The 24,074-nt window shown below is 66.1% G+C and carries 30 protein-coding genes and 1 pseudogene; 20 read left to right on the top strand and 11 right to left on the bottom strand.

Going from position 1 to position 24,074, the window contains the following annotated elements; translation table 11 throughout:
* Positions 1 to 372 precede the first annotated feature (372 nt).
* The gene (locus AC5L3X_RS28625) at positions 373 to 978 is read left to right on the top strand and encodes an Rv1733c family protein (RefSeq protein ID WP_494861004.1); all 606 of its coding nucleotides are present in this window, start codon (positions 373 to 375) and stop codon (positions 976 to 978) included.
* A gap of 88 nt (positions 979 to 1,066) precedes the next feature.
* On the opposite strand, the gene AC5L3X_RS28620 is transcribed toward AC5L3X_RS28625, so the two are convergent.
* Together AC5L3X_RS28620 and AC5L3X_RS28615 are read right to left on the bottom strand one after the other, a co-directional pair.
* Positions 1,067 to 2,554, bottom strand: a complete 1,488-nt coding sequence (locus AC5L3X_RS28620; RefSeq protein WP_494861002.1) for a bifunctional aminoglycoside phosphotransferase/ATP-binding protein — start codon at positions 2,552 to 2,554, stop codon at positions 1,067 to 1,069.
* Between the two features lie 62 nt (positions 2,555 to 2,616).
* On the bottom strand, positions 2,617 to 2,784 hold the full coding sequence (locus AC5L3X_RS28615; RefSeq protein ID WP_494861000.1) for a hypothetical protein: 168 nt from the start codon (positions 2,782 to 2,784) through the stop codon (positions 2,617 to 2,619).
* A 139-nt stretch (positions 2,785 to 2,923) separates the two neighbouring features.
* Between AC5L3X_RS28615 and AC5L3X_RS28610 the strand changes: the two genes are divergently transcribed.
* Both AC5L3X_RS28610 and AC5L3X_RS28605 read left to right on the top strand, forming a co-directional pair.
* Positions 2,924 to 3,745, top strand: coding sequence for an alpha/beta fold hydrolase (locus tag AC5L3X_RS28610; protein WP_189128644.1), 822 nt, complete (start codon positions 2,924 to 2,926; stop codon positions 3,743 to 3,745).
* 85 nt (positions 3,746 to 3,830) lie between these two features.
* Positions 3,831 to 4,367, top strand: a complete 537-nt coding sequence (locus AC5L3X_RS28605; RefSeq protein WP_494860998.1) for a hypothetical protein — start codon at positions 3,831 to 3,833, stop codon at positions 4,365 to 4,367.
* 89 nt (positions 4,368 to 4,456) lie between these two features.
* Here the strand turns inward: AC5L3X_RS28605 and AC5L3X_RS28600 are convergent, their stop codons facing one another.
* On the bottom strand, positions 4,457 to 4,594 hold the full coding sequence (locus AC5L3X_RS28600) for a zinc ribbon domain-containing protein (RefSeq protein WP_494860996.1): 138 nt from the start codon (positions 4,592 to 4,594) through the stop codon (positions 4,457 to 4,459).
* 277 nt (positions 4,595 to 4,871) lie between these two features.
* Here AC5L3X_RS28600 and AC5L3X_RS28595 point away from each other — a divergent pair, with 277 nt between their 5' ends.
* The 3 genes from AC5L3X_RS28595 (at position 4,872) to AC5L3X_RS28585 (ending at position 7,425) form a co-directional block, all read left to right on the top strand.
* Positions 4,872 to 6,137, top strand: coding sequence for a WXG100-like domain-containing protein (locus AC5L3X_RS28595; RefSeq protein WP_494860995.1), 1,266 nt, complete (start codon positions 4,872 to 4,874; stop codon positions 6,135 to 6,137).
* An 83-nt stretch (positions 6,138 to 6,220) separates the two neighbouring features.
* A complete protein-coding gene (locus AC5L3X_RS28590; RefSeq protein ID WP_494860993.1) occupies positions 6,221 to 6,925 on the top strand; it encodes a hypothetical protein in 705 nt (234 codons plus the stop codon).
* Positions 6,926 to 7,098: 173 nt separating this feature from the next.
* Positions 7,099 to 7,425 carry a hypothetical protein gene (locus tag AC5L3X_RS28585; RefSeq protein ID WP_494860991.1) on the top strand — a complete coding sequence of 109 codons (327 nt, stop codon included), beginning with the start codon at positions 7,099 to 7,101 and terminating at the stop codon, positions 7,423 to 7,425.
* Positions 7,426 to 7,484: 59 nt separating this feature from the next.
* On the opposite strand, the gene AC5L3X_RS28580 is transcribed toward AC5L3X_RS28585, so the two are convergent.
* Genes AC5L3X_RS28580 through AC5L3X_RS28570 form a run of 3 tightly spaced genes read right to left on the bottom strand, consistent with a single transcriptional unit; the run spans position 7,485 to position 9,111 of the window.
* Positions 7,485 to 8,459 carry an NAD(P)-dependent alcohol dehydrogenase gene (locus AC5L3X_RS28580; protein ID WP_494860989.1) on the bottom strand — a complete coding sequence of 325 codons (975 nt, stop codon included), beginning with the start codon at positions 8,457 to 8,459 and terminating at the stop codon, positions 7,485 to 7,487.
* Positions 8,456 to 8,689 (bottom strand): helix-turn-helix transcriptional regulator, encoded by a 234-nt coding sequence (locus tag AC5L3X_RS28575; protein ID WP_494860987.1) that lies wholly within the window; start codon positions 8,687 to 8,689, stop codon positions 8,456 to 8,458. The genes AC5L3X_RS28580 and AC5L3X_RS28575 overlap by 4 nt, the downstream gene beginning before the upstream one ends.
* On the bottom strand, positions 8,683 to 9,111 hold the full coding sequence (locus tag AC5L3X_RS28570; RefSeq protein WP_189128637.1) for a hypothetical protein: 429 nt from the start codon (positions 9,109 to 9,111) through the stop codon (positions 8,683 to 8,685). The genes AC5L3X_RS28575 and AC5L3X_RS28570 overlap by 7 nt, the downstream gene beginning before the upstream one ends.
* A gap of 138 nt (positions 9,112 to 9,249) precedes the next feature.
* On the opposite strand from AC5L3X_RS28570, the gene AC5L3X_RS28565 reads away from it, so the two are divergent.
* The 6 genes from AC5L3X_RS28565 to AC5L3X_RS28540 all read left to right on the top strand — a co-directional run bounded on the left by AC5L3X_RS28565 (position 9,250) and on the right by AC5L3X_RS28540 (position 14,319).
* The gene (locus AC5L3X_RS28565) at positions 9,250 to 9,840 is read left to right on the top strand and encodes a carboxymuconolactone decarboxylase family protein (RefSeq protein ID WP_189128636.1); all 591 of its coding nucleotides are present in this window, start codon (positions 9,250 to 9,252) and stop codon (positions 9,838 to 9,840) included.
* A complete protein-coding gene (locus AC5L3X_RS28560) occupies positions 9,837 to 10,715 on the top strand; it encodes an RNA polymerase sigma-70 factor (protein WP_494860985.1) in 879 nt (292 codons plus the stop codon). Before AC5L3X_RS28565 ends, AC5L3X_RS28560 begins: the two co-directional genes overlap by 4 nt.
* Before the next feature lie 198 nt (positions 10,716 to 10,913).
* Entirely contained in the window at positions 10,914 to 11,291 is a 378-nt protein-coding gene (locus tag AC5L3X_RS28555; protein ID WP_494860984.1) for a hypothetical protein, read from the top strand.
* 86 nt (positions 11,292 to 11,377) lie between these two features.
* The gene (locus tag AC5L3X_RS28550; protein WP_494860983.1) at positions 11,378 to 12,559 is read left to right on the top strand and encodes a serine hydrolase domain-containing protein; all 1,182 of its coding nucleotides are present in this window, start codon (positions 11,378 to 11,380) and stop codon (positions 12,557 to 12,559) included.
* 130 nt (positions 12,560 to 12,689) lie between these two features.
* Entirely contained in the window at positions 12,690 to 13,652 is a 963-nt protein-coding gene (locus tag AC5L3X_RS28545; protein ID WP_494860981.1) for a M64 family metallopeptidase, read from the top strand.
* Between the two features lie 76 nt (positions 13,653 to 13,728).
* A complete protein-coding gene (locus tag AC5L3X_RS28540; RefSeq protein ID WP_494860980.1) occupies positions 13,729 to 14,319 on the top strand; it encodes a DinB family protein in 591 nt (196 codons plus the stop codon).
* A 15-nt stretch (positions 14,320 to 14,334) separates the two neighbouring features.
* Here AC5L3X_RS28540 and AC5L3X_RS28535 read toward each other — a convergent pair whose 3' ends face one another.
* Positions 14,335 to 14,685 carry a hypothetical protein gene (locus AC5L3X_RS28535; protein ID WP_494860979.1) on the bottom strand — a complete coding sequence of 117 codons (351 nt, stop codon included), beginning with the start codon at positions 14,683 to 14,685 and terminating at the stop codon, positions 14,335 to 14,337.
* A 353-nt stretch (positions 14,686 to 15,038) separates the two neighbouring features.
* Here AC5L3X_RS28535 and AC5L3X_RS28530 point away from each other — a divergent pair, with 353 nt between their 5' ends.
* Together AC5L3X_RS28530 and AC5L3X_RS28525 are read left to right on the top strand one after the other, a co-directional pair.
* The gene (locus AC5L3X_RS28530; RefSeq protein WP_494860978.1) at positions 15,039 to 15,860 is read left to right on the top strand and encodes a helix-turn-helix domain-containing protein; all 822 of its coding nucleotides are present in this window, start codon (positions 15,039 to 15,041) and stop codon (positions 15,858 to 15,860) included.
* Positions 15,857 to 16,093, top strand: coding sequence for a DUF397 domain-containing protein (locus AC5L3X_RS28525; protein WP_494860976.1), 237 nt, complete (start codon positions 15,857 to 15,859; stop codon positions 16,091 to 16,093). The genes AC5L3X_RS28530 and AC5L3X_RS28525 overlap by 4 nt, the downstream gene beginning before the upstream one ends.
* A 116-nt stretch (positions 16,094 to 16,209) precedes the next feature.
* Here the strand turns inward: AC5L3X_RS28525 and AC5L3X_RS28520 are convergent, their stop codons facing one another.
* The 3 genes from AC5L3X_RS28520 to AC5L3X_RS28510 all read right to left on the bottom strand — a co-directional run bounded on the left by AC5L3X_RS28520 (position 16,210) and on the right by AC5L3X_RS28510 (position 19,851).
* Positions 16,210 to 17,871, bottom strand: a complete 1,662-nt coding sequence (locus tag AC5L3X_RS28520; RefSeq protein ID WP_494860974.1) for a caspase, EACC1-associated type — start codon at positions 17,869 to 17,871, stop codon at positions 16,210 to 16,212.
* Positions 17,868 to 18,218, bottom strand: a complete 351-nt coding sequence (locus AC5L3X_RS28515; RefSeq protein WP_494860973.1) for an effector-associated constant component EACC1 — start codon at positions 18,216 to 18,218, stop codon at positions 17,868 to 17,870. Before AC5L3X_RS28515 ends, AC5L3X_RS28520 begins: the two co-directional genes overlap by 4 nt.
* Before the next feature lie 265 nt (positions 18,219 to 18,483).
* Entirely contained in the window at positions 18,484 to 19,851 is a 1,368-nt protein-coding gene (locus tag AC5L3X_RS28510) for a pentapeptide repeat-containing protein (RefSeq protein WP_494860971.1), read from the bottom strand.
* A gap of 276 nt (positions 19,852 to 20,127) precedes the next feature.
* On the opposite strand from AC5L3X_RS28510, the gene AC5L3X_RS28505 reads away from it, so the two are divergent.
* From AC5L3X_RS28505 to atpE, 6 genes and pseudogenes are all read left to right on the top strand, one after another.
* Positions 20,128 to 20,502 carry an ISAs1 family transposase gene (locus AC5L3X_RS28505; protein ID WP_494861009.1) on the top strand — a complete coding sequence of 125 codons (375 nt, stop codon included), beginning with the start codon at positions 20,128 to 20,130 and terminating at the stop codon, positions 20,500 to 20,502.
* The gene (locus tag AC5L3X_RS28500) at positions 20,499 to 20,882 is read left to right on the top strand and encodes a hypothetical protein (protein WP_494860969.1); all 384 of its coding nucleotides are present in this window, start codon (positions 20,499 to 20,501) and stop codon (positions 20,880 to 20,882) included. Before AC5L3X_RS28505 ends, AC5L3X_RS28500 begins: the two co-directional genes overlap by 4 nt.
* Before the next feature lie 66 nt (positions 20,883 to 20,948).
* On the top strand, positions 20,949 to 21,878 hold the full coding sequence (locus AC5L3X_RS28495) for an SRA domain-containing endonuclease (protein WP_494860968.1): 930 nt from the start codon (positions 20,949 to 20,951) through the stop codon (positions 21,876 to 21,878).
* A gap of 14 nt (positions 21,879 to 21,892) precedes the next feature.
* Positions 21,893 to 22,303 (top strand): hypothetical protein, encoded by a 411-nt coding sequence (locus tag AC5L3X_RS28490; RefSeq protein ID WP_494860966.1) that lies wholly within the window; start codon positions 21,893 to 21,895, stop codon positions 22,301 to 22,303.
* A 185-nt stretch (positions 22,304 to 22,488) separates the two neighbouring features.
* Positions 22,489 to 22,767: pseudogene (locus tag AC5L3X_RS28485) on the top strand (transposase family protein); the annotation flags it as partial.
* Positions 22,768 to 23,075: 308 nt separating this feature from the next.
* Complete coding sequence (gene atpE / locus AC5L3X_RS28480) at positions 23,076 to 23,309, top strand: ATP synthase F0 subunit C (protein WP_494860964.1); 234 nt, start codon at positions 23,076 to 23,078, stop codon at positions 23,307 to 23,309.
* A gap of 107 nt (positions 23,310 to 23,416) precedes the next feature.
* Here atpE and AC5L3X_RS28475 read toward each other — a convergent pair whose 3' ends face one another.
* Positions 23,417 to 24,073 carry a DUF998 domain-containing protein gene (locus tag AC5L3X_RS28475; RefSeq protein ID WP_494860963.1) on the bottom strand — a complete coding sequence of 219 codons (657 nt, stop codon included), beginning with the start codon at positions 24,071 to 24,073 and terminating at the stop codon, positions 23,417 to 23,419.
* Position 24,074: the final 1 nt, after the last annotated feature.

Raw genomic sequence — 24,074 nt, 5'->3', positions numbered from 1 at the left:
GGAGTGGCGAATCCCCAGCCGAAGGTCTTGTCGAGGAACGCCCACAGGAAGATCCAGCCGAGCGAGATCCGGGTGATGGCCCAGACGTAGTCGGCGGGGCGGCGCGCCGTGGTGCCGGTGTCGGCTGCCATGACGGGCTTGTGAATCGTGGTGGCCATGACGGCCCCCTTTCAGTGCTGGGTCAGCGTCTTTCTCACACCACGATCACACCGTGTCCGGCGGCTCCGGTGCAGTGCCGTAGGGCCTGCCCCACAGGGACTTTGGACCTTGCCGGGTCTTGGCACGGGCCGGCCGAAGGTCCCTGATCGGGCGGGGCTTACGACTCTGGCCCGGCTCGCGGGAGAAAGGGGAGCCTGGCGAGGGAGGTGCGAGATGAAGGCCGCGATCCGCTCCGTGATGTGTTCCGTGAAGTCCCGCGTGCGCAGGCACCGGTTGGACGGCAATCCGCTGCGCCGCCGCGCCGACCGGCTGGAGACGGGCGGAGGCGTGGTGGCGGTGCTGCTGGTGCTGGTCAGCCTCTGGCCGGCGGTGCTGGCGGGGCGGCACTCGTACGAGATGAACGCGCGCGAGGCCGGCACGATCCGACAGGTGCAGGCGACCCTGCTGGAGGACGCGCCGGCCGGCCGCCGGTCGGCGTGGGACGGCACCGCGCCCGAGGTTCGGGTGAAGGCGCGGTGGACGCCCCGGACGGGTGAGATGCGGACAGGGCTGGTGCCGGCTCCGGCCCTGACCAGGGCCGGAGCCACTGTTCCGGTGTGGCTGGACAGCGGCGGGACTCCCACGTCTCCGCCTCTGAGCGAGACGCAGCTCCGGATCCAGGCGGTCACGACGAGCGGGTCGGTGGTGCTGGTGACCGCGCTGCTGTGCTGGGGCGCGTTCGCCGTCTACCGGCGGGTGCTCGACCGGCGCCGCCTGGCCGAGTGGGAGACGGCCTGGAGCCGGTACAACCAGCACTGGCAGCGCCGGCGCGAGGTGTAGCAGCGCCCCCAGGACCGGCGCTGGGTGGTGGCGGCGCCCCCAGCGCCGGCGCGCGGTGTGGCGGCGCCCCCAGGGACGGCGACGGAGGTCAGCCGGGCTCGATCTGCGGGCGCCGGAACCTCCAGGACAGCTCGCCCTTGGCCGGTTGGACGGCCGCCAGAGCACGTTCGAGCGCCTGCTCCGGCGCGACCCCGGTGTCGATCTCGACGGCGTCCGGCCAGGGCGCCGCGGTCGCCGCCATGACGGCGCCGATGGCCTCGTCGGCGTCGGCGAGGCCGAGCCCGCGCGTGGCGAGGCGTTCGGCGGCGATCTGCGGCATGACCGTGCACCGCAACATGACCAGGGTGCTCGACGTACGGGCGGCCACCCGCGCGGCCTGGTCCCGGTGCCGCTCGCCGGTCCATGACGCGTCGAGGACGACCGGCTCGCCCAGGCCGAGCAGCTTCTCGGCGCGCGACAGCACCTCGGTGTAGGTGCGTTCGGTGTGCGCCTGGTCGTAGATCCCCTGCTGGTACGGCGCACTCGCGGAGTCGAGGGGGTCGAGCCCGGCCAGCTCCTTGCGGATGCGGTCGCTGCGCAGCACGGTGTAGCCGAACCGGTCGGCGATGCCGCCGCTCAGGGTCGACTTGCCGGTGCCGGGCGAGCCGCCGACGACGATCATGGCGACCTCGCCGGCGCGCAGGTGGCCCAGGGTCAGCTCGGCCAGCCGCCGCGCCTCCCAGCCCGCGTCGACGTCGCCCTGCCAGTGGCGCAGGCAGGCGACCTTGGCCCGGACGAACGCGCGGTAGGCGACGTAGTGGTGCCACAGCGTGGGCGGCGCGGGGTCGCCGGAGAACTCGACGTAGCGGCGGAGGAACTCCTCGGACAGCCGGGGCGCGCCCAGCCGTTCGAGGTCCATGGCCAGGAAGGCCGCGTCGTCGAGCCCGTCGACGAAGCGCAGGCGTTCGTCGAACTCCAGGCAGTCGAGGATCCGGGGGCCGTCCTCCAGGCAGAAGATGTCCTCGGCCATCAGGTCGCCGTGGCCGTCGACGACGCGCTTGGCGGCGACGCGGGCCGCGAAGAGGGGGTCGCGGCCGTCCAGGAAGCGGAGCGTGAGCCGTTCGATCTCGTCGAGCATGCCGGGCGGGATCGTGGCGCCGGGCAGGCCGCGCACCTGCGCGAAGCTCTCGGTCCATCGTCCGCGCAGGGCCTGCCGGCCGCCCTCGCGATCGATGTCGGGGCCGTGCCGGGAGTTGGCGTGCAGCCCGGCGAGCTGGCGCGCGACCCCGCGCAGCTGCTCCTCCACCTGCGCGCCCGACCGTACGAGCGTGGCCAGCCGCCGCTCTCCGGGCATCTGGCGCATGACCACCAGATGCTCACAGACCTGTCCGTCGGGGCCGAGCACGTCGGCCACGCCTTCGTAGACGTCGGGCGACAGCCTGCGGTTGAGCTCGACCTCCCGCCGGCACGCCGCCTCTCGGGCCCGTACGGTCGAGAAGTCGAGGAAACCGAGGTTCACCGGCTTCTTCATCTTGTACGCGTGCTCGCCGAGCAGGAACACCAGGGCGGCGTGCGTCTCCTTGATCATGGCGTCCATGGCGCTGCCCCCTGCCTGCGATACGGATCCGGTCGGCATCCCGGATGTCCCCTTTAAGCAGGTCATCGAACCTGTCGGCCAGGGTCCTCCTCCAGGCCGTAGACGCGCAGGGCGTTGCCCGCGCCGATCATGGTCGTCGGCGAGGCTCCGTGCACGTGGTGGTCGACCAGAGGGAGCTCGGCGAGCGCGGTCTCCAGGCCGCCGCTCCCGGTGGACGGCACAACGGACATCTGCGACCTCCCGGCAGAGCTCGTGGGCGTCCCGGCCAGAGTGGTCCGCCATCTCTGAGGCGTTCGGCCGGCGGAGGCGTGTTCATCCTCGTCAACGGGCATTCATGCGGTTTGAGCGTCACTTCGGGGGAGACACCACATGCCTTACATCACGACCGGTCAGGAGAACTCCGGCCCCATCGAGATCTACTACGAGGACCACGGCAGCGGCACGCCCGTCGTGCTGATCCACGGCTTCCCGCTGGACTGCCACTCGTGGGAGAAGCAGGTGCCCGTCCTGCTGGAGGCCGGTCACCGCGTCGTCGCCTACGACCGGCGCGGCTTCGGCCGCTCCAGCCGGCCGGCCACGGGCTACGACTACGACACCTTCGCCGCCGACCTCAACATCCTGATGGAGCGGCTCGACCTGCGCGAGGTCGTCCTGGTCGGCTTCTCCATGGGCACCGGCGAGGTCACCCGCTACCTCGGCATGTACGGCTCCGCCCGGGTCCGCAAGGCGGTGCTGCTCGCGCCGCTGCAGCCGTACCTGGTCGACGAGCACGGCGGCATCGACCCGGGCGTGCTGACCGGCATCCAGAAGTCCATCGCCGACGACCGGTTCGCCTACCTGAAGACGTTCCTCGACGACTTCTACAACGTGGACGTCCTCGGCGGCGAGCGGATCAGCGCGGAGGCGTGGCAGGCGAGCTGGAACGTGGCCGCGGCGGCGTCGGCCAAGGCCACCTACGACTGCGTCCCGACGTGGGGCACGGACTTCCGCGCGGATCTGGCCAGATTCGACGTGCCGCTGCTGGTGGTCCAGGGCGACGAGGACCGCATCCTGCCGATCGAGTCCACGGGCAGGCGGCTGGGCGAGTTCGTCAGGAACCTGCGGTTCGAGGTCGTCGAGGGCGGCCCGCACAACATCGGCTGGACCCATCCCGAACAGGTCAATCGGGCCCTGATGGAGTTCGTGGACTGACGGCCGCTGTCTCCGGGCGCGGATTGAAGCCGATCTCCGGGGTGTTCATACTGCGAGAAGGACATCAGAAATAGGAGTGTTTGTTGTGCTTTACGTCTTCGGCTTCGAGCGCATCGGCGTGGTCGTCAGCGACCTCTACTTCGTGGACCCCGAGCCGGACAAAGGCCAGGAGGGACCCGAACGCGGCGTACGTCTCGAAGTGCGCATGCTCCGCCAGGGGCAACTGAAGGGATCCATCTACTCGGCCCGCCCCATCGAGGTCGACCAGCCCGTCTGGCGCGTCGACCTGCTGGAGTCGGTCGCCGGGCAGCCCGGCAGCTTCGACCGCACCCACCACCACCCCACGTTCACCGGCTGGGAGCCGGGCTCCCGCGTGTTCGAGAGGGAACTGTCCGGCGACCCGCTTGGCTGGCTGGCCGCGCGGCTGACCGACCTGGACGGCGTGCTGGAGCGGGCCGGCATCGAGCGCGACGACGTGATCGCCGCGGACGTGGCCGAGCTGCGCGCCTCCGCCCCCGAGATCCTCGACAGCGTCGAACGCCTGCTCACCAGGGTGCGCAAGGGAGAGCTCGGCCAGGCGCCCACCGACGAGGCGGACAGCGTCCGGGCCAGCTGGCTGTAGGCACCCGCCCGGGTCCGTCGACTTTCCAACCTTTGACGACCGAGCTTTGCGGGCTCCTGGCGTCGATGATGTCGACGGTCTGGTACGCGTCAGGCAGCGCGACTCACTGACCGGCCCGCGACGCCGCGTGAGGCGATGTTGCGAGCCGCGTTGACGTCGGCGTGCTCAGCGAAGCCGCATGGCGTGCAGATGAAGGGTTCCCGGCCGAATGCTCGCCGTCGTGCCATGACCGGCGTACATATGGTAGAAATCTACAACCTTGATCATGACCAGCCCTGCTCTGGGGGACAATGAACGACGGGATCCTGGTCGACCAGGCATCGTTGACCTTGACAGTGCGGCACAAGCGGGAAGCGGCTGATCTGCTCAGATCTCATGCCAACGCCAACGCCATCCAGGTCCTGACGCCCTTGGCTCCGTCCCACCCGATATGAGCTCCCCGTCCCCGCGCGCGGGCGTGAGGCGACGCGCAGGGGTCACCAGTAGCGGCTCAGGGGCAGCCTCATGGCATTGATGCTCCCACCCGAACTGGAGATCGCGTTCCAGTTGCTCGGCGTGCCATGGCCCACCGAGGACGAGGACAAACTACGCGAATGCGCCACCGCCTACCGGACCTGCGCCACCGCACTCGCCACCGTCGTCATCCCCACCGCGAACGCCGGCATCAACGAAGTGATGACCAACAACGCCGGGGACGACATCAACACACTCCTCGCCTACTGGGCCGAATACCACCCCAACGACAAAGTCGATGACTCCCCGCACCTGACCAGCCTCACCATCAGCCTGCGCGCCCTGGCCGACGGCCACGACTTGGCCGCCGTACTCGTCGTGGCCATCAAGTTGATCCTCATCTTCGCCGCCTTCTGCCTGGCCGCTGTCCTTGTGTGGGCGGCGGCCGCCGCCGTCATCAGCGGCGGCATGGCCGCATTGCACGCGCGGACCGCCACCTCGGTCTGGCGGATGTTCGCCCAGCGGTCCGCATCCACCTTTCGCCGAAAGCTCGAAGAAGCCTTCCGGGAAAGGCTGGCCGGAGGCGTCGGAACGCGCCTTCGCCGAATACTCGACGCTCGTGCGCCCCTCCTGCCGATCAGTCGACGCCACGGCGACGGACTCGACGGCCGACTCCGCCGCTTCGGCAGCGATGCCGAGGGCGAGGCCTATGGCGAAAGATTCCTTGGTCACCATTTCACCGAGCTCTCCCGACGAGAGCGACTCGCTGCGGAAAACTATTCGCGCGACGGTCGTCCGTTCAACTACCTCTTACGAGTTCCCGATCCCCAGGCCGAACTGGACCGCATGCTCAGCATCCCCCGGGATCGCCGAGTATTGATAAACATGTTCAACGGGGTCGTCCCGAGTCTTAAGGATGTCAGTGACGAGATCGCACATCTGCGGGGCGCAGTGAGGTTCCCGCTTCCCGAACGGCTAGAGGCGTTGCGCGCGCTCAACTCAATTGACTACATCAAGGGATATGACGGTGTGGATCCCCGCTCCCTCATCGGTGTGAGACACGTTGACGAGGCGTTCACCTCCACCTCGCTGGGGACCACGGTCGTTCCCACCACGCCACATCCCATACGTTACCTAGTGCACCTCGACATTCCCCAGAAGTATCCATGCTTATGGTTGGGCCGACGTAGCATCCATCCAGAGCAGCGCGAGCTCGTACTTCCTCCGCGAGCAGAATACGTCTTCACCGATGCGGTCCTTAAAGGCGACGGCATGGTCCACCTCTATGCGCGGGTTCTCCCTCGATCGGCATCATGAGCGGGACAGCCGGAGAGCAGGAGTTTCCCATGGCGCGATCATCACCCACACCGCCGCACCGCACACCCATCCGGTACGTCCCCGTGACGCTGCGCGGGGAAGAGATCGGCTACCTGTGGGCTCCCGCCACCGAGGAAAGCGGGGGGAGCGCCCACTACGAACGCCGGCTTGGCGCGGCAGGCGACAGTTTCGACGCGGCGGTGATCTGGGCCACGCGCATGGGCGAGGAGAGCAAGGCGGGCCGGTCACCTATGGAGGCGCTACACCGCTGGGTGGGCACACCTGAAGACCCCCTTTCCGGCGGGATCGCCGAGGACGCTGCGGATCGTTTCGCCACGTCCTACGAGGCCCTCACCGAGATGGCGAATCCGGGCTTGGCCGATCCCCGGGAAATCATGGAGTGGCCGGCGTCCCCACCGATGGACGCGCCTTCCCGCGACAGCGCATCGTTGGAGTACCCGTTCACCACCGAAGAAGCCGTCTGCTATTTGCCGGTCGTGAGGGAGGCCAGTGGTGACATCGTCATCGGATATCTGTGGGCGGCCGTCTCCGATGACGCGGCCGGCTACTACTCCACAAGCGAAGCCGGCGAGGCGGGACCGGCCGCGTATCTGATGTGGAAATCCCGCCTCCGGCAGGCTCGATGCGACGGGTACAGCCCCATGTGCGCCTTGCGTTACTGGATCGGTATGCCGGAGGATCCGGCAGCCGGGAAGATCCCAGCCGATGCCGTGGAGCGACGAGCCTCCGGGCTGGCCGAACTCGAACGACTCGCTGGCATGCGGTGAACCGGGGCTACGGAACACGGATGGGAGCCGGTCGCTGGAGTCGCCCGCAGCGAGCGCGTCCTTCCCTTCGATCTACGCGGGAACCTCTGGCCGTTCGAGACACCGAAACCCCGCGTACATGTGGTAAAAATCGGCGAGTTCGATCATCGCCCAGCAGTCGTGGGGTGTGAACGGTGGACGAGGTTCTGGTCGATCAGACATCGTTGGCCCAGGCCGCGCTACGCGTCCAGGAAGCGGCTGATCTGCTCGGTGAGCATGCCAACACGCTCAAGGAGGCCATCTCCGGCGGCGTGCGCTCCCCCTGGGGGATCGGTGTCATCGGCATGGCCATGGACCAGATCAACCAGATGCTCAGCCAGGCATGCGACCGTGTGCAGACCAATCTCGGCGAAACCAGCGCGGCAGTCGCAGTGATGGCCGACCGGGCGGCCACCATCGAACACGCCAACACGGCCACCATCCAGGCACTGGATCTTTCGACTCCGTCTCACCCGTTATGACTCCTCCTCCCGGCGCAGCGGCCCTCGCGCCGGGCATGGTGAGCGGCATGACCGGCGTCTCACTCCCGCACGGTGATGACCAGCTTTCCGCGTGCCTGGCCGGCGGCCAGTTGCCGCAGGGCGTCGGGGGCTTCGCTCAGCGGATACGTCCCGCCGATGACCGGCGTGATCGTGCCGGCCTCGGCGAGCTCCCTCAACCGTTCGAGATCCTCCGCTCGCTCCACCGCCAGCAGCCAGCGGAGCCGCTGGCCGACGAACGGCGACAGCAGGATCGCGCCGAGGGAACGTTCCATGCCACCGAGCCACCGCCCGCCGTCCTCGCCGCCGCCGAGGACGAGGGTGCCGTGGGGCGTGAGGCAGCGTCGCAGGCGGGCCACCGGGCGGTTGCCTGCCAGGTCGAAGATGACGTCGTAGCGGCGCCCGCCGTTCGTGAAGTCCTCGCGCGTGTAGTCGATGACGTGGTCGGCGCCGATCGACCGGACCAGGTCCGTCTTCGCCGTGCCGCACACCCCGGTGACCTCGGCGCCGGACGCCTTGGCCAGCTGCACCGCGAACGTCCCCACGCCCCCTCCGGCGCCGGTGACGAGCACCTGCTGCCCGGGCTTGACCTGGCCGATGTCGTGGATCCCCAGGAGGGCGGTGGTCGCCGAGATGGTGACGGCCGCGGCCTGCTCGAACGTGAGGTTCGCCGGCTTGCGGGCGAGCTTGCGCTCGCGGGCGCAGGCGTACGCCGCGAAGGTGCCCTCGCCCATGCCGAAGACCTCGTCGCCCGGCCGGAAGCGGGTCACGTTCTTCCCGACCGCCTCGACGCGCCCGGCGAGCTCGCGGCCCCGGACGCGATGTCGGGGCGCGCGGAGCCCGAAGCCCAGCCGCAGCAGGTACGGGAGGCCGGTCATGAGGTGGGCGACGCCCTGCTCGACGCCGGCCGCGTACACCTCCACGAGCACGTCGTCGTCCCCCGGAGTCGGCCGGTCGATGTCCTCTAATCTCAGTACGTCGGGCGAACCGTACCTGTGTTGAATGATTGCCTTCATGGTGTCTCCTCCTGACTGTCCGGATACTGGAACACGTCGTCGATAGGGACGCCGAACACCCTGGCGATCTGGAAGGCCATCTCCAGGGAGGGCGAGTAGCGGCCCTGCTCGATGGCGATGATGGTCTGCCGGGTCACGCCGACCCGCTCCGCCAGCTCCGCCTGGGTCATCTCGCCCTGCGCGAACCGGAGGGAGCGGATCGAGTTCGTCACCTGGGTCGGCTTCACCACGGGTGGAAGCCCTTGCGATAGGCGAAGATCTTCGCGATCGACCCGAGGATCGCCGACAGGACGAACCCCAGGTAGATCGCGTTCGCGATCCAGAAGTGGGCGAACTCGGCCACTGCCAGGCCCATCGCCGTCACGCCGCCGATGACGGCGAACGACTGGCCGATGTGCTCGCCGAACTGGTTGATCTCCCGATCGCGCTGGTCCTTCCGGAGCGCCTCCTTGGGCGCGATGACGCCGGCCGCGATGTTCAGCACGATCCCGGCCACGATCGCTCCGCCGATGGTCCACACCAGCGGCGCCGCGTACGACACCTCGGCCAGCGGGCCGTCTCCCACCCGCCCGAGGACCACGACCAGGTACGCCGTGTACGCGACGACCGAGACCATCAGCATGATCCACGCGCTCTTCTCTTCTGCTGCCATACCGGCAATGTAAAACAAAGCAGACCCGATGTCTAATTTTCTTTACATCGCTGTCCGGAGGCGAGGCACCCCGCCGTACATGTCACAGATCGGGCCCCGCCGGTGTCTCCATGCCGACATCAGGAGACGAGGAGAGACATGACCAGCCACACTCGGGTTCCCAAGGCTGAGATCACCGGCGTCTACGGGGCCGTACTGAAGAAGTTCAGCAGGAAGATGTTCGGCGTCGTGCCCGAGCCACTCGGCGTGATGTGGAACAACCGGCCGGTGCTCACGTTCAGCCTCAGCCTCGGCCGAAAGGCCGGCAAGTGGAAGACGTGCGACAAGAACCTGAAGTCCTATGCCCACATGGCGGCGGCCTCCCTGATCGGCTGCACGTTCTGCCTCGACTTCGGGTATTTCCACGCGCACAACGAGGGGCTCGACGTGGCCAAGGCCCGCGAGGTGCCGCGCTGGCGCGAGTCGGACGTCTTCACGCCGCTGGAGCGTGACGTCATGGAGTACGCCGAGGCGATGACGCGGACGCCGCCGACCGTCACCGACGAGCTCTCGGCGCGGCTGCTCGATCGGCTCGGGGCCCCGGCGATGGTCGAGCTCACCGCGTGGATCGCCGTGGCGAACCAGACCGCGCGGACGAACTTCGCCCTCGGCATCGAGGCCCAGGGTTTCTCCGCGGCGTGCGGCCTGGCGCCCCTGGCGCGACCTGGCGACGTAGCGTCGCGGGCATGATCGCCGACCCGTTCGTCACCCACCGCAGCCTGCTGTTCACGGTCGCCTACGAGATGCTCGGCTCCGCCGCCGACGCCGAGGACGTCGTGCAGGAGACCTGGCTGCGGTGGGCGGGCCTCGACGCCGCGCTCCGGGCCGACGTCCGGGACCCACGGGCCTACCTGGTGCGGACCGTCACCCGGCAGGCGCTCAACCGGCTGCGCACGCTGACGCGACGACGCGAGGAGTACATCGGCGAGTGGCTCCCCGAGCCGCTGCTGATCAGCCCCGACGTGGCAGAGGACGTCGAACTCGCCGAGAGCGTCTCGTTCGCGATGCTGACCGTGCTGGAGACGTTGGGCCCCGTCGAACGGGCGGTGTTCGTGCTGCGTGAGGTCTTCGAGACTCCGTACGACGAGATCGCGGAGGCGGTGGGCAGGACGCCGGCGGCGGTGCGGCAGATCGCCCATCGCGCCCGGGATCACGTGGCCGCGCGGCGACCGCGAGTGAAGGTGAGCCGGGCCGAACAGGAGGCCGTCGTGGAGCGGTTCCTGGCCGCGGTCCGCGGCGGTGACCTGCAGGGGCTGCTGGACGTGCTCGCGCCGGACGTGGTCGTGGTGGCCGACGGTGGCGGCGTGGTCGCCGCCTCTCGCCGCCCGGTCGAGGGCGCCCACCGGGTGGCCCCGCTGCTGAGCTCGCTGGCCACGGTGACGAGCGCTTTCGAGGCGATGCCGATGTGGCTCAACGGCGAGCCGGCTGCGCGACTCCACCTCGACGGCGAGCTGGACACGGTGGCGAGCCTGGTGATCGAGAACGGCCGGATCACCCGGATCTACGCGATCCGCAACCCGCACAAGCTGGCCCGGCTCAACGAGGAGACCGAACTCACCCGGTGACCGGCCCCGGCACGCCCCTCGACGACGCTTGACCCCGGCCGTGAGGGGCCAACTTCGTCCTCGTTGTTGACGACGTTTCCATTGCGGCATTAATATTGTCTCTGGCAGAGACAAAGTTTGACTCGACGTGAGCACTCTGCCTTGGCGTGGTATTCATGAGACCCACGGAGGAGGCCCGGACAGACAAGTTGGTGCGCCATGACCGAGCACTACCTCGGCGTGCTCGGCATCGCCGAGGCCATGGGAGTGACCCGGCACGCGGTGCACAAGTGGCGCACCCGCTATCCGAACGATTCGAGTCACCCGTTTCCCGAGCCCGACGTCGAGGTCGACGGCGCTCCCGGTTGGCGGCCTGAGCGCATCGACCAGATAGTGCGGTGGCGCGAAAGCCTGCCGGGCCGCGGCGCGGGCGGAGGCCGTCCGACAGCCGCACGGCAGGACTACCTCCGGCAGGCGGCGGCGCGCGGGCTGACCCGGGACGAGGCGATGCGCGCACTCGCCACGTTCACCGCGGAGTTTGCCGAGATGACCGAGCCGGAGCTCTGCGCCTGGCTCCTCGACAAGTGGCGCGGCTAGCACGTTCCCCACCCCCCGACAGCACGTTCCCCAGCCCGACAGCAGGTGCTCCGGCAACACCCCGAGAGCACGGAAGGCGATGACGCATGCCCGAAGTCAGCGGAACCACCGCACCCGGATTCGAAGGAGTACGTGAGGCGTTCGCCGCCAATCTGGCCGGCGGCCAGGAGGTGGGCGCCGCCGTCGGCGTCTACCTGCACGGCCGGAAGGTCGTCGACCTGTGGGGCGGGATCGCCGATCCCGAGACCGGCCGCCGCTGGGAGCGCGACACGCTGCAGGTCGTCTACTCCACCACCAAGGGCGTCGTCGCCGCCTGCGCCCACCTGCTGGCCCAGCGCGGCGAACTCGACCTCGACGCCCCCGTCGCCGCCTACTGGCCGGAGTTCGCGGCGAACGGCAAGGGCAGCATCCCGGTCCGCTGGCTCCTCACCCACCAGGCCGGCCTGCCCACGATCGACCACCCGATCACCCCGGCGGAGGCGATCGCCTGGGATCCGATGGTGAACGCGCTGGCCGCCCAGCGCCCGGCCTGGGAACCGGGCAGCCAACACGGCTACCACGGGCTCACGTACGGCTGGCTGGTCGGCGAGGTCGTCCGCCGGGTGACCGGCCGCAGCCTCGGCACGTTCCTCGCCGAGGAGATCGCCGCACCGCTCGACCTGGACCTGTGGATCGGCCTGCCGAAGACGGAGCGGCACCGGGTCAGCCGCGTCATCGCCGCCACGCCCGACTTCGAGGCCCTGGCCGCGATCGACCTGGACACCCTGCCCGAGCCCATGCGCGAGGTGATGGCGGCCTACGCCGACCCGACGTCGTTGACCGTACGGTCGATGTCCGTCGTCAAACCCCCGCTGAACCACAACGACCCCGACGAGCAGTCCGCCGAGCTGCCCTCCACCAACGGCATCTGTACGGCCCGCGCCCTGGCCCGCTTCTACGCCGCACTGATCGGGGAGGTCGACGGGCACCGCATCCTCACCCCCGACACCTTGGCCGCGGCGACCACGGAACAAGCCGTCGGCGTCGACCGCATCCTGCGCGTACCCGTCCGCATCGCCACCGGATTCGGCCTCCCGACGCCCGACGCGTACTGGTACAGCCCGACCGCCTTCGGCTTCCCCGGTCTCGGCGGATCGCTCGGCTTCGCCGATCCGGGCACCGGCCTGGCGTTCGGCTATGTCATGAACCACGTTCTGGAAGGAGTGCCGGACCTGAGAGCCGCCGGCCTCCTCGCCGCGGTCAAGAGCGCGATGAAAGCTCAAGCCTGAACCGGTTCGAGATGAACTCAGGGCGAAAATCCCCATAGCTGTGGAGTTATCCCCAAGCGCGATTTCCGTCGGTCGTGACGAACACTCACGCTGAGAGTGAATACGCCGCGTCCACCCCCCAGGAGACTTCGTGCGCCATTCGCTCCGGCTCGCCTTATGCGTGCTGATCACCACCGCCACCGCCCTCGCCTCCGCTCCCGCGTCCGCCGCCATCCCGCCACCCGAGACAGAGTCGGTGGAGGTCTTCTCCCCCGACGGGACCATCCGCCGGGTCGAGATCCCGAAACGGGAGGAACAGGTGTCGCCGTTCGCCGTGCCACCGCCGGCGAACGTGACCGCCCTGCAGCAGACCGGCCCGACCGGCCAGCGCTACGACCTGGTCTTCGTCGGTGACGGCTACACGTCATCCCAGATCTCCACGTTCCACGCCCATGTCGCGAGCCAGTGGGCCGTCATGACCACGGTCGAGCCGTTCAAGACGTACAAGAACTCCTTCAACGTCTGGATGGTCGAGGTCATCTCCAGCCAGTCCGGCGTCGACAACGACCCCACCCAGGGCATAAGCAAGAACACCGCGCTCGGGATGGGCTTCTGGTGCTCCGGGATCGAGCGCCTGCTGTGCGTGAACGAGTCCACCGCCCTGTCGTACGCCGCCAACGCCCCGGCGGTCGACCACGTGATCGCGCTGGGCAACAGCACCAAGTACGGCGGCGCCGGCGGCCGGGTCGCCACCGCCTCCGGCGGCAACGCGAGCTCCGGCCAGGTCGTGGTGCACGAGCTCGGCCACTCGATGGGCGGCCTCGCGGACGAGTACACCGAGGGGACGAGCCGCTATCGCGGCTCCGAGCCGTCGGCCGCCAACATCACCATCTACACCGCCGCCCAGCTCACCTCCAACCGGCGCAAGTGGTATCAGTACCTCGGCCAGGCCACTCCCGACGGTGGCGTGATCGGGACCTACGCGGGCGCCTACGGTTACACCTCCGGCATCTACCGCCCCTCCGAGAACTCCCTCATGCGCACCCTCGGCAGGCCGTTCAACCTGATCGGCCTCGACGCGATGACCAGGGCGATCACCGCCAAACTGGGCTGACCTCGACGCGTGGCTCAGGGTCGTCCTCCGGGCGACCATGAGCACATTTGTCGGTCCTGGCTGCGAAGATGCCCGCATGACTGAATGGGAGCCAAAAGCACATCTTCACCGCTATCTACAGACTGCCCGCGAAGCCCTGCTGTGGAAGCTTGACGGGCTTTCGGAGTACGACATCCGGCGTCCGCTCACCCCCACCGGCACCAACCTGCTGGGGCTGGTCAAACACGTCGCCAGCGTGGAGTTCGGATACTTCGGCGAGACCTTCGGACGGCCGTCCGGCGAGCCGCTGCCCTGGTTCGAGGAGGGCGCCGAGCCCAACGCGGACATGTGGGCGACCGCCGACGAGTCACGCGAGGACATCGTCGGGCTCTACCACCGGGCGTGGGCCCACGCGGACGCGACGATCGACGCGCTCGCGGTGGATGCGATCGGCCACGTGCCGTGGTGGGCGGAAGACCGGCGCCAGGTGACGCTGCACCTGATCCTGATCCACATGATCGCCGAGACCAACCGGCACGCCGGCCACGCCGACATCGTCCGCGAACTCATCGACGGGGCCGCCGGGCTGCGCAAGGAGAACGACAACCTGCCTGAGGGCGACCAGGCGTGGTGGGAGGAGTATCGGGACCGGGTGGAGGGGGCGGCGCGGGAAGCCGGTCAGCACTGACCCGCCGTGCGCGGGTCAGCTCCAGGTCAGGTTGATCTCACGCCCTTGTCCTGGCGCCCTCGGACCCGCGTCCCTCCGGAAGCCGCGGGGACCCCGCGCGACGAGAACATCCTCGATCGGAGCGCCTTCCGCGAGCAGCCGGGGAACTGGCCGGACCAGGGCCGATCGTGGCAACCACCGTTCGGCCTCCACGGCCTGGCCCTCCAGCTCCGCCGCGGTTCGCGCTTCGACGTGGAGCGCGTGGACGCCGGGGCGGGGCTTGAGCAGGGCCCAGAAATGGCCCGTGTGCCGGCCGTACCAGATGGTCCAGTTCGGCAGACGGGCCGCGAGCACCCGAACCGCCTGGGTCGCCGTGATCTCATCCATGTCGGTGCCCTCCCGTGTCTGTCGTTGCGGTCTCCACACGCACTGTCGGCACTTCCACCCACACCGCGCCACACTCTCGACCGGATGCCCGCACACCCCACTTGGCGGATGCGTCTCCTCGCGAGACGAACTCCCCCGTACCGCTCCTTCATTGCGCAACCCGCTCTCTGGTACGGCGACGCATGCACGACCACCTCGACAGCATTCCGTGATGACTCGATTACGCATCATGATGCATACGCTCTGCTGCGAAAGCAACACGTTGCGTCTACATCGGCAAAGAAGTCTCCGCTACTCTTTGCCGCATGCCTCAATCGAGACAGGCACCCACAGCCCGCTTGAGGCGTCTCGCAATGGAGTTGCGGCAGCTCAGAGAACGCACGGGCTTGTCCCGCGAGCAGGTGGCCGACGCAACTGACATCAACCGCGTCACCCTCTACCGGATCGAGACGGCACAGGCGAAACCACAGGTCAGGACCTTGCGGGCGCTTCTCGATGTATACGGCGTGCCAGCCACTCGTCAGGACGAGCTAGTCGCGATCCTCAGACTGGCCAAAGAGGAGAGCTGGCTCCGGGTCACGTCGGAGAGCCTGCCTGGGCAGTACGCCACGTACATCGGCTTCGAGAGTGAGGCCAAAGCGCTCCTGAACTACGAGACCTCATTCGTGCCTGGGTTGCTGCAGACCGAGGCGTACGCGCGAGCTGTGATCCGTGCGAGCGATCCGGAGCTCTCTCCCGACGAAGTTGAGAACCGGGTAGTCGCACGCATGACGCGCCAGGCCCAACGCGATCCCTCGCTGGCGCTCTGGGTGATCATCGATGAAGCAGTGCTGCATAGACGCGTTGGCGGCCCCGAGGTCATGCGCCAACAGGTAGAACGGCTCGTCGCCGACAGCGCGCGGTCCCCGGTGACGTTGCAGGTGATCCCCTACGACGCCGGCGGGCACCCTGGGATGCATGGCTCGTTCGTCATCCTCCAGTTCGCCGAAGGGTTGCCCGATGTGATCTACATCGAGACGAGTGCGGCGGATCTGTTCCTCGATAGCGAGAACGACTTGCGCCGCTATAACCTGATATTCGACCGGCTTCAAGCCGTCGCAGCCAGTCCGGCGAAGACCCGGGATCTCATGGCCCGCTTGCTTACGGATATAAAGCGAGAGGAAGTGCGGAGATGACGGACAGAGAAGTCGATCTTTCTCGTGCCGAGTGGCGCACCAGCAGCTTCAGCGGTGCGAACGGCCAGTGTGTGCAGGTCGCATTCCTTGGTGGTGGCCACGTCACCGTACGGGATAGTAAGAATCCCGATGGACCAGTGCTGACTTTCACGTCAGGCGAGTGGAGTGCCTTTATCCACGGAGCCAAGGGTGGCGAGTTCGACTCACACGCTTCGACATTGCGCCCCGAATAGCAAAGTTCGACGCACCGATCTGTCTACTCACACAGCGCGGCGAAACACTTAACCGGGCATCTACTTATCTAGATGTCAAGCGATTGCCGTCGGTCCATAAATCGTAGAGCAAATCATTAGTCCAGCTCGTCGCGGAGCCGTCGATGACCAAGAATGTGGTGTTGACGGTGGTACTGAATGTGCTCGCGATCAATGTCGTGCTTCAATATGAGCTTGCCGATCGGCTCACCATCTGTCTGATCTATTACGCGGAAATCATCCTCAATGGTGATCGCCCCATACTTAAAGAGGCTTCGATGATTGGGGCAGAGGCACAGCATGTTGGCTTTGTTATCGGGTCCCAAGTGAGGCTGTTCTAGCCCGCGGATGTGCACGGTGGTGGCAAACCGCAGACCGCCTGGCACTTCAAGCACGGCGCCACACACCTGACAAGCATGGTCGTACACCTGCTTGAGTTCGGTCGCCAGCAGTCTGTCTGCGTAGACCCCCGGAGCAACCTCTTCCCGACGTCCAGGCGGAAGCTTGCGACTCAGATGGTGTGCTGTCGTCTTCTTTGGAGAGCCATCGTCTATTTGCTCAAGCCGAAACTGGAGTACCGCCGGCCCATCGGCACCGCGTTTCGTCCAGTAATCGGCAACCGTAAAGAGCCCGTCGTAGCTATAACCAGCCGGCGGTGAGAATTTCTCGTTACCGCCAGATCCACGAATAACACGGACCGGAAGACCGGTCATAATACTCTTGATGAGGGCAGCGTTACCCGAATCATCTGCCAATTGATCGTTGATTTGCACACCAGTATTGGGATCACGTCCACCATGACCGGTGTAAATGATTACATCCCCGTAGTCTTCATCATCCTTATAACCACCCGAAACGACGATGGACTCCGCTCCACCTCGCTCAGCAGTTCCACAGATGCCCGCCTGTAGCGGCCGGTGCACACCTGCATCATGCAGCGCTCGACGGCTGTCAAAAATGATGCCCGGCTGAATCCCTTCGATGGCACCATAGAACTCCTTGCGACCTTCGAGTTGCTTTTGACTCTTATGTGCGCGGTTGCGAACCAGCGCAATATGAGCTGCAAGGTTTGATTCACGCTTTTGCGGAATAGGGAGACCCTTGTCTCGCAACGACTCGCGAGCGTGCTGAAAGATCGTATCTAGGTTTAGGAACTCAGGCTGCTCTGGAATTCCTTTGCTGATGAGGTGGATCAGCTCGCCAGTAAAAGCTGTATAGGTGTCTAGACCGCCAAGTGCAGTCTTGTTCTCCGCCGTCGCCGTCATCAGGTACGTGCCTGAGACGCGGGCACTATTCGCGACGCGCACCGTAGGATCGTCGGCGCTCATCAGCCCAAGCGCGAGCCCGCTGTAGCAGCAGTCGAGAATCACGATTTTGCGTCGCGCGAGACTCGCCCGAAGCTCGTTTCGTACCGTGTCGTAAGCCACCGCACTGTACATGCGGTCCTTATGTGAATCGACTAGGGTTAGATAGAGATCACTCTCCACGGAATGCATCAGTCCATGGCCAGCAAAGTACACAATAAGGGCGTCTTTGGCCTCTTCCCGAGCTTGCCACAACGGATCCATCAGCGCGGCTACCGACGTGGGGTTGTGGACGATCGTGCAGTGCTCTGCCGGCAGGCCCCACAGATCAGACCGCTGAAGGAGATCACTCAACGCCTGCAGGTTGTTTGCGACTGCGGGAAGAGAGCTGAGATGGGTGTACTCACTGGTGCCAATCAGTACGGCACGCGAAGTCAGTGGGTCAGGGAGGTTCACTCGTGATCCTCCATAGCCTTAAGAATCTGAACAACTAGTTCCGACTCCGCCTCAGATACCACGACGGTGGTTCCTCCACGCTCAATCGTTACCTGTGGACGGTGACGCCGTGTTCCACGCCACTGCGATAGTGTTTCGACAAACGCTGGCCATTGCAATGCACTTGTCACAGCTAGGGCAATGAGATCCAGAGTGTCGCCCATCTCCCCTGGCCCCGGCTCCTTGGACTGCAGGCGCACGTCCATATAGTCAAGAGCATCAAGGTCTCTCATCAGCCAGTCGTAGAGCGATCTGAGCTCCTGTTCGGCAAAAGTTCCACTCATGCGAAGGTTGACCGTTTCAGTCACCACAATCACCACCAATCTGCCGCGAATCCCTTGGGATGGTACCGTCACTCACCCCACGCGGGTTGTCCAAACACAGGAAAAACGGACACCTTCTACAACCGTCCCGCACAGAATTCACCCCACCGTCAATGGTGCACACACCTGTACCGAGGTTTAAAGGGAGAGGGCGACGTTCGGCTGACAGATTTCGAGTACGAGGCACGACAGTGGGATGCGATACCAGCGACTCAGCGACGTCGAGACGCAGCACTCCGAGCTTGGAGCGCTAAGGGAAGCAACGTTCGCCCCTGGATTCCGTGTCAGCCGTCCGAGGGCTGGTCAGGGGGCTCGCAGCGCGGCGTGACCACTCGCTTCTATCGCCACTCGCCACCCGGGCGGCCACCTGTGAGTGTCGGCGGGGCGGGCCACGGATGCTTCGTGCAGGCGTACGTGCTCGGCCCCATGCGCGTACGCGAAATCGGCCGGCCCCTCGAACGTGGCCCGGTCGAACGAGGTGGCGCTGGTGAAGGTCGCGCCCTTGAACATCGCCTGCTGGCGGAAAGCGGCCTCGACGAACCCGGACAGGCCGGTGAACGTGGCCGCGGCGAACTCGGCGTTGGAAGACCGCCCCGGTGAACCTGGCGTTGCCTCCGAAGTTCACGATGCCGAACGAGGCGTGCCCGCCGAAGACCACCTCGCTGAAGCCGGCCTGCCCCTCGAAGGAGGCGAACCCGAAGTTGGCGCCGCGCTCGAAGGCGGCCCCACCGAATCTGGCCGCGCCCCGGAAGGTCGCCGAGGTGAACTCCGCAGCGCCGAGGAATCTCGCCTCGCCGAATTCGGCGTCGCCGGTGAAGGACGCCGTGTCGAAGTGGGCCTCGCCGGTGAAGACCACTCCGCCGAACCTCGCGCCGCCATTGAAGGTGGCCCCGGTGAACGCGGCCTCGGCGATACGGCAGCTCACGAAGTTGGCCTCGCACAGAACAGCGCCGGTCAGGTCGAGTCGGATGCCTGGCCAGAACCGCGGATCGGACTCGGCCGCTCTCCACCATCGCGTCTTCGGCGGCTCCCGGTAGCGGAGGTGATCGGCCAGTATGCGTTGCGCCGTGAGGCGTACCTCCCGCTCCTCCCGCGCGTCGCGACCGGCCGGACGCTCGGCGGGCACGCGGGCGCGAGCGGTTCGTTGCGCGGCCCGGATCCTGGTGTGCCGGTCCCCTGGTAAGGCGTCGTGGTAGGGCATGCGCAGGTACGCGCAGATCACGTCCACGATCGTCTGCCGCAGGACGGGGGTGTTCTGGGCCAGTTGCTCCAGCGCGTAGAGCCCGGCCAGCCGGACCGGGGCTTGGACATGGCCCAGTTGTTCGGCGGCCTTGCCGTACCTGTCGGTGTCGTGGCCTCGTTGGCCGAGCTGGAACGTGCGCCGCGCGGTGTCGGCGTTGCGCGCGGTGTAGAAGACAGCCACCAGCGCGGCCAGACCGGTGCCGACCGCCAGTGCTCGACCTCTGATCGCATCCAGCGCCGCGAGTTGCTCCCCCTGCAACCCGTGCACTCCATCGACGTGCGTCAGCCACCAAGGCGCCCCCGGCCCGAGTATCCAGCCGATCGACAGGGTCAGCAGCAGTCCACTCACAGCGACGGTGATCGTGGCGGGTTTCATCCCACCAAGGTGCCGGAAACCGTCGCCCGTGGCGACGCTGTTCGAGCGGCGATTTCGTCGATCGATTCGACCTCACCGCTCCTCCAGGTCAGTCTGATGAAGGGAATCGAATCGCTACGGTGTGTTCCACGAACAAGGTGACCGCTGCGACCAGGCGTAGAAGAGTGCAGGGCATGTCTACAAACGATCAGTCAGCTGGAGTAGTCGGCGTCGGCTACGAAGGCCCCGCCCGCCACCTCAGACGTCCGACCCTGCGGCCAAACCAAGCTCACCGGCCTGGCCGTGGACGGCATAACCCTGCGCGGCAGCCGCACCACCGACGGCACCGTGCACCTGCTGGCCGCCACCCGCCACGACACCCAGACCGTCGCAGCCCAACAGCAGGTCCAGGCCAAGAGCAACGAAATCCCCGCATTCGCACCCCTGCTGTCCAAGCTGGACCTGTCGACCCTGGTGGTCACCGCCGACGCCCTGCACACCCAGCACGCCCACGCCCGCCACATCGTCACCGCCGGCGGCCACTACCTGTTCCTCGTCAAGGGCAACCAGCCCACCCTGCACCGCCGACTCAAAGCCCTGCCCTGGCGAGAGGAGATCCTGAACGACCGCACCGCGAGACCGGGCACGGCCCCCGCGAGATCCGCCGCATGAAGATCTGCACCGCCCGCCCCGGCCTGCCCTTCCCCCACGCTGCCCAGGCCATCCAGGTCAAACGCCGCCGCACCGACCACCGCACCGGCAAGACCACCATCGTCACCATCTACGCCATCACCAGCCTGCCACCAGGCCGGGTCACGCACACCCAGTTCGCCGCGCTGATCCGCGGCCACTGGAGCATCGAAGCCCTGCACCACATCCGCGAGGACGCCTCCCGCGTTCGCACCGGAAACGCACCCCGGATCATGGCCAGGCTGCGCAACCTGGCCATAGGCCTGGCCCGCCTGATCGGCTGGACCAACATCGCCTCCGCCGCCGACCACTACCACAGCCACCCCGCCGACGGCCTTCAGCTACTCGGTTTCACAACATGAGAACGCTTTGGCCCTGCTCGCGCACCCGCCTACCTTCTGTCGGTTTAGTCCTTTATCTTGGCCTACATGCGGAATGACTGGCATACCCCGGTAGGCGACCTGCTCACGCGTGACGAACGGATGGCGCTGTACGGCGGCGCCAAGTACGGCGGCATCGAGCCCTCCCGCAAGACGGACAACGTCTTCATCTACTCGGACCCCAGCCGCGGTGAAGCCTATGGCTACAATTTCGACGGCTGGAACCAGGACGGCTCCGTCTTCCTCTATACAGGAGACGGGCGTGTCGGCGATCAACAGATGCGCGATGGCAATCTCTCAATTGCTGAGCACCGTGCTCAGCAGCGGGTTCTTCGAGTCTTTATCGCCGATGGGGTAGCCCCAGGAACAAACACCAAGAAGCATCGCTATATAGGCTCGTTTGAGCTGGACAGAGAGCGCCCATACTTCCACGAAGAAGCCCCTGACGAAAACGGCGAGATGCGGACAGTCTATGTATTCCGCCTTATTCCCACCGGGGAAGCCCTTCGTCGCGATAGCGATAGAAGCCTTATCGAAGACGTGGCCGATACAACGCGTGCGACTCTGGTTCCGCTAGAGGCGCATCGCACCCCAACTTTCCAGAATCCAGGCACTGCACCAAACGTCGCCTCGCGTCGCGAGAGCGAGTTATGTGCTCGATATATGACGAGTGTTGGACGCTCGTTCCAGCGCTGGCGCATTATACCGGCCGGAGAGAGTCGTCCTCTTTTTACAGACCTGTACGACGAAGAAGCGAATGAACTTTATGAAGCCAAGGGAGCCACGACGCGAGATGCTGTTCGGCGGGCCGTGGGACAACTTCTTGACTATCGGCGCCACATCAAGCCTCGGCCTCAGATGGCTTTGCTATTGCCTCATCGCCCTAGCGGCGACCTCATTGATTACTTGCACAGCGTAGAAGTCTCGTGCGTATATGAAGTGCCCGCGTCGGGTTTCACTCGCATAGATCCAACCTGAACAGGAGTCTGGTCGTGCTAGCACACCTGCCACTGCTGTTCTCGGTGACGTTTGAGTCATCCATCTTCGACGAGCGTCTTCACGGTGACACACCTGTCCAGGCGATCACGCAAGCTCCCGAGATAGAGGAGCTTGCATATGACGTCATGTCTTTAATGAAATCTAGGGGTTGGCGGATAGGCCCTCACGGGAGCGGCATATGGGAGGATACCGACAACCTGTTGCGTCTCTGGATCGCCTTCACGTCACCCGACTTCCATTTTGTCGAGCAGAACCCGGACGACTTAGAGAGCGACTATCGGCCTGAACTTGAGGCTTTCGCCGAGGAGGTTCAGGCGTTGATAACAGCGCGCACATGGACCGGTTTCGACTATGCCTTCGAATATTATGACGATCGTCCTCCCGAATTCATGCGGATCGAATAGTTCGTCCGATGAAGCGCTATCACACAGACACTGCGTCCGACGATGTAAACGCCGTTATGCTCTCGGACAGCGAGCCTTCCCTCATTACTTAGAGCGTCCAGCACACCAAGGCCGTTGCGTTCTCGGCTGGTGAGACTGCTGCACCCCTGGGGCGAGTGGCCGAGTAAGGGCACCCCAGTGCGGAGATGACAAACGCGACCCCTGATGATCGTCGGTGTCTAGCCAGTCGATCAAGAACAGGGGCCGCGTTCGCGTGCCATCATCCCCCGATCGACGTGCTCTCTCGCCACTCGGAGCATGTCACCCTCACCGACTCGTCCATCGACCTGCCCACCCTGGCCGAGGTACTCGACACCGTGCCCGACCCGCGCAGCCGCAGGGGACGCCGATACCAGCTCGGGCCGCTCCTCGCCTTAACCCTGCTCGCCGTCCTCAGCGGAGCGACATCACTGGCGCAGCTCACCAGGTTCATCGCCGGGTACGACCGTCCGCCGGATTATGCGCATGCCTCGAGACGCTGGACTGGGCATTTCATCTCTGGCAGTACCCGCGCCGCTCGATCCGCTGCGGTGCGGGTGAGGCCGCCGAGTGCTTGCATCTGGTTTGGACCATTTACTACTAAAACATCTAGGTTGATTTGTCTAGTACGTCTATTGACAAGCATTTTACACGCAAATTGGGGTAAATGGATATTTCTTTTCTCGCTTCCACATACTGGAATGCAAGCAAGTCAGCGATTTTCTACTTCGTCAGACACCGGAAAGGCGGCGCAATGGACGTACTCGCTCAAGTCTCTGGCAACATCACCGCTATTGGTTACGGCCTTGCTGCCATTGGCCCCGGCATCGGCGTCGGCATCATCTTCGGCCAGGGCGTGCAAGCCATCGCCCGGCAGCCGGAGGCGTACGGCCTGATCCGCCAGAATATGCTTCTCGGTTTCGTCCTCACCGAGGCCCTCGCCCTCATCGGTCTGGTCGCGCCCTTCATCTTTCAGGTCATCAAGTAATCGCTCGCTATGCGGTGAAGGGATCTCAGCGAACTGCCGGTAGGTAGTCGTACTCGAAATGAATGAGGACAAGCGCGGCGCGGGCGATGTCGCTGATTCGGCTGGGGTCAGGGCTCGTCGGCCGTGCTCTCCCGGCGTAGCCGTACCGCCAGGAGCGAAGCCCAGCCCCAGCCCACCAGGGCCAGGAGGCGAAGCAGGAGGCTCAGGGGCTGTGAGTGCTCACCGTGCTCCGACAGCACGCCGGACAGCACGTAGATCGCCGGTAGTGCCACCCCGGTGACCGCACACGAGACCGCCCAGCGCCGTTCGCCCAGCGCGGCGAACCGCCGGGCGAACACGAAGCAGGCCGCGATCAGCGAGACCAGCACCACGAAGAAGCCGGCGCCATGCAACACGTGGCTCACGCCGGCGTCGGTGGGCACGCCGGTCGGCGCTCCCTGCGGATAGCCCCACCCAGGGGCGGTGCGGAAGACCCCCGCGATGACCAGACCGGTTCCGAAGGCGCCCATCAGCAATGGCCCCCACGTCCCACCGCGGCCGGGATGCAGCGCGCGCCGCATCCCCACGGCGAACGCGACGTACAACAGCCCGGTGACCACGAAGTTGGCGACCTGAATCCAGCCGAGGTCGCCCAAGCTGAGCAGGCTGAGCGGCTGCCGCCGGGGGTCGAAGCCGGGACGCGTGTAGTCCTGGATCAGCACCAGAGCGATGAACAGCGGGCCCGCGACAGCACCGCATGCCAATAGGGACCTGGTCAGCCGCATC

It is taken from the genome of Nonomuraea sp. CX421, assembly GCF_059358955.1.
This window is presented reverse-complemented; position numbering and strand designations above follow the sequence as displayed.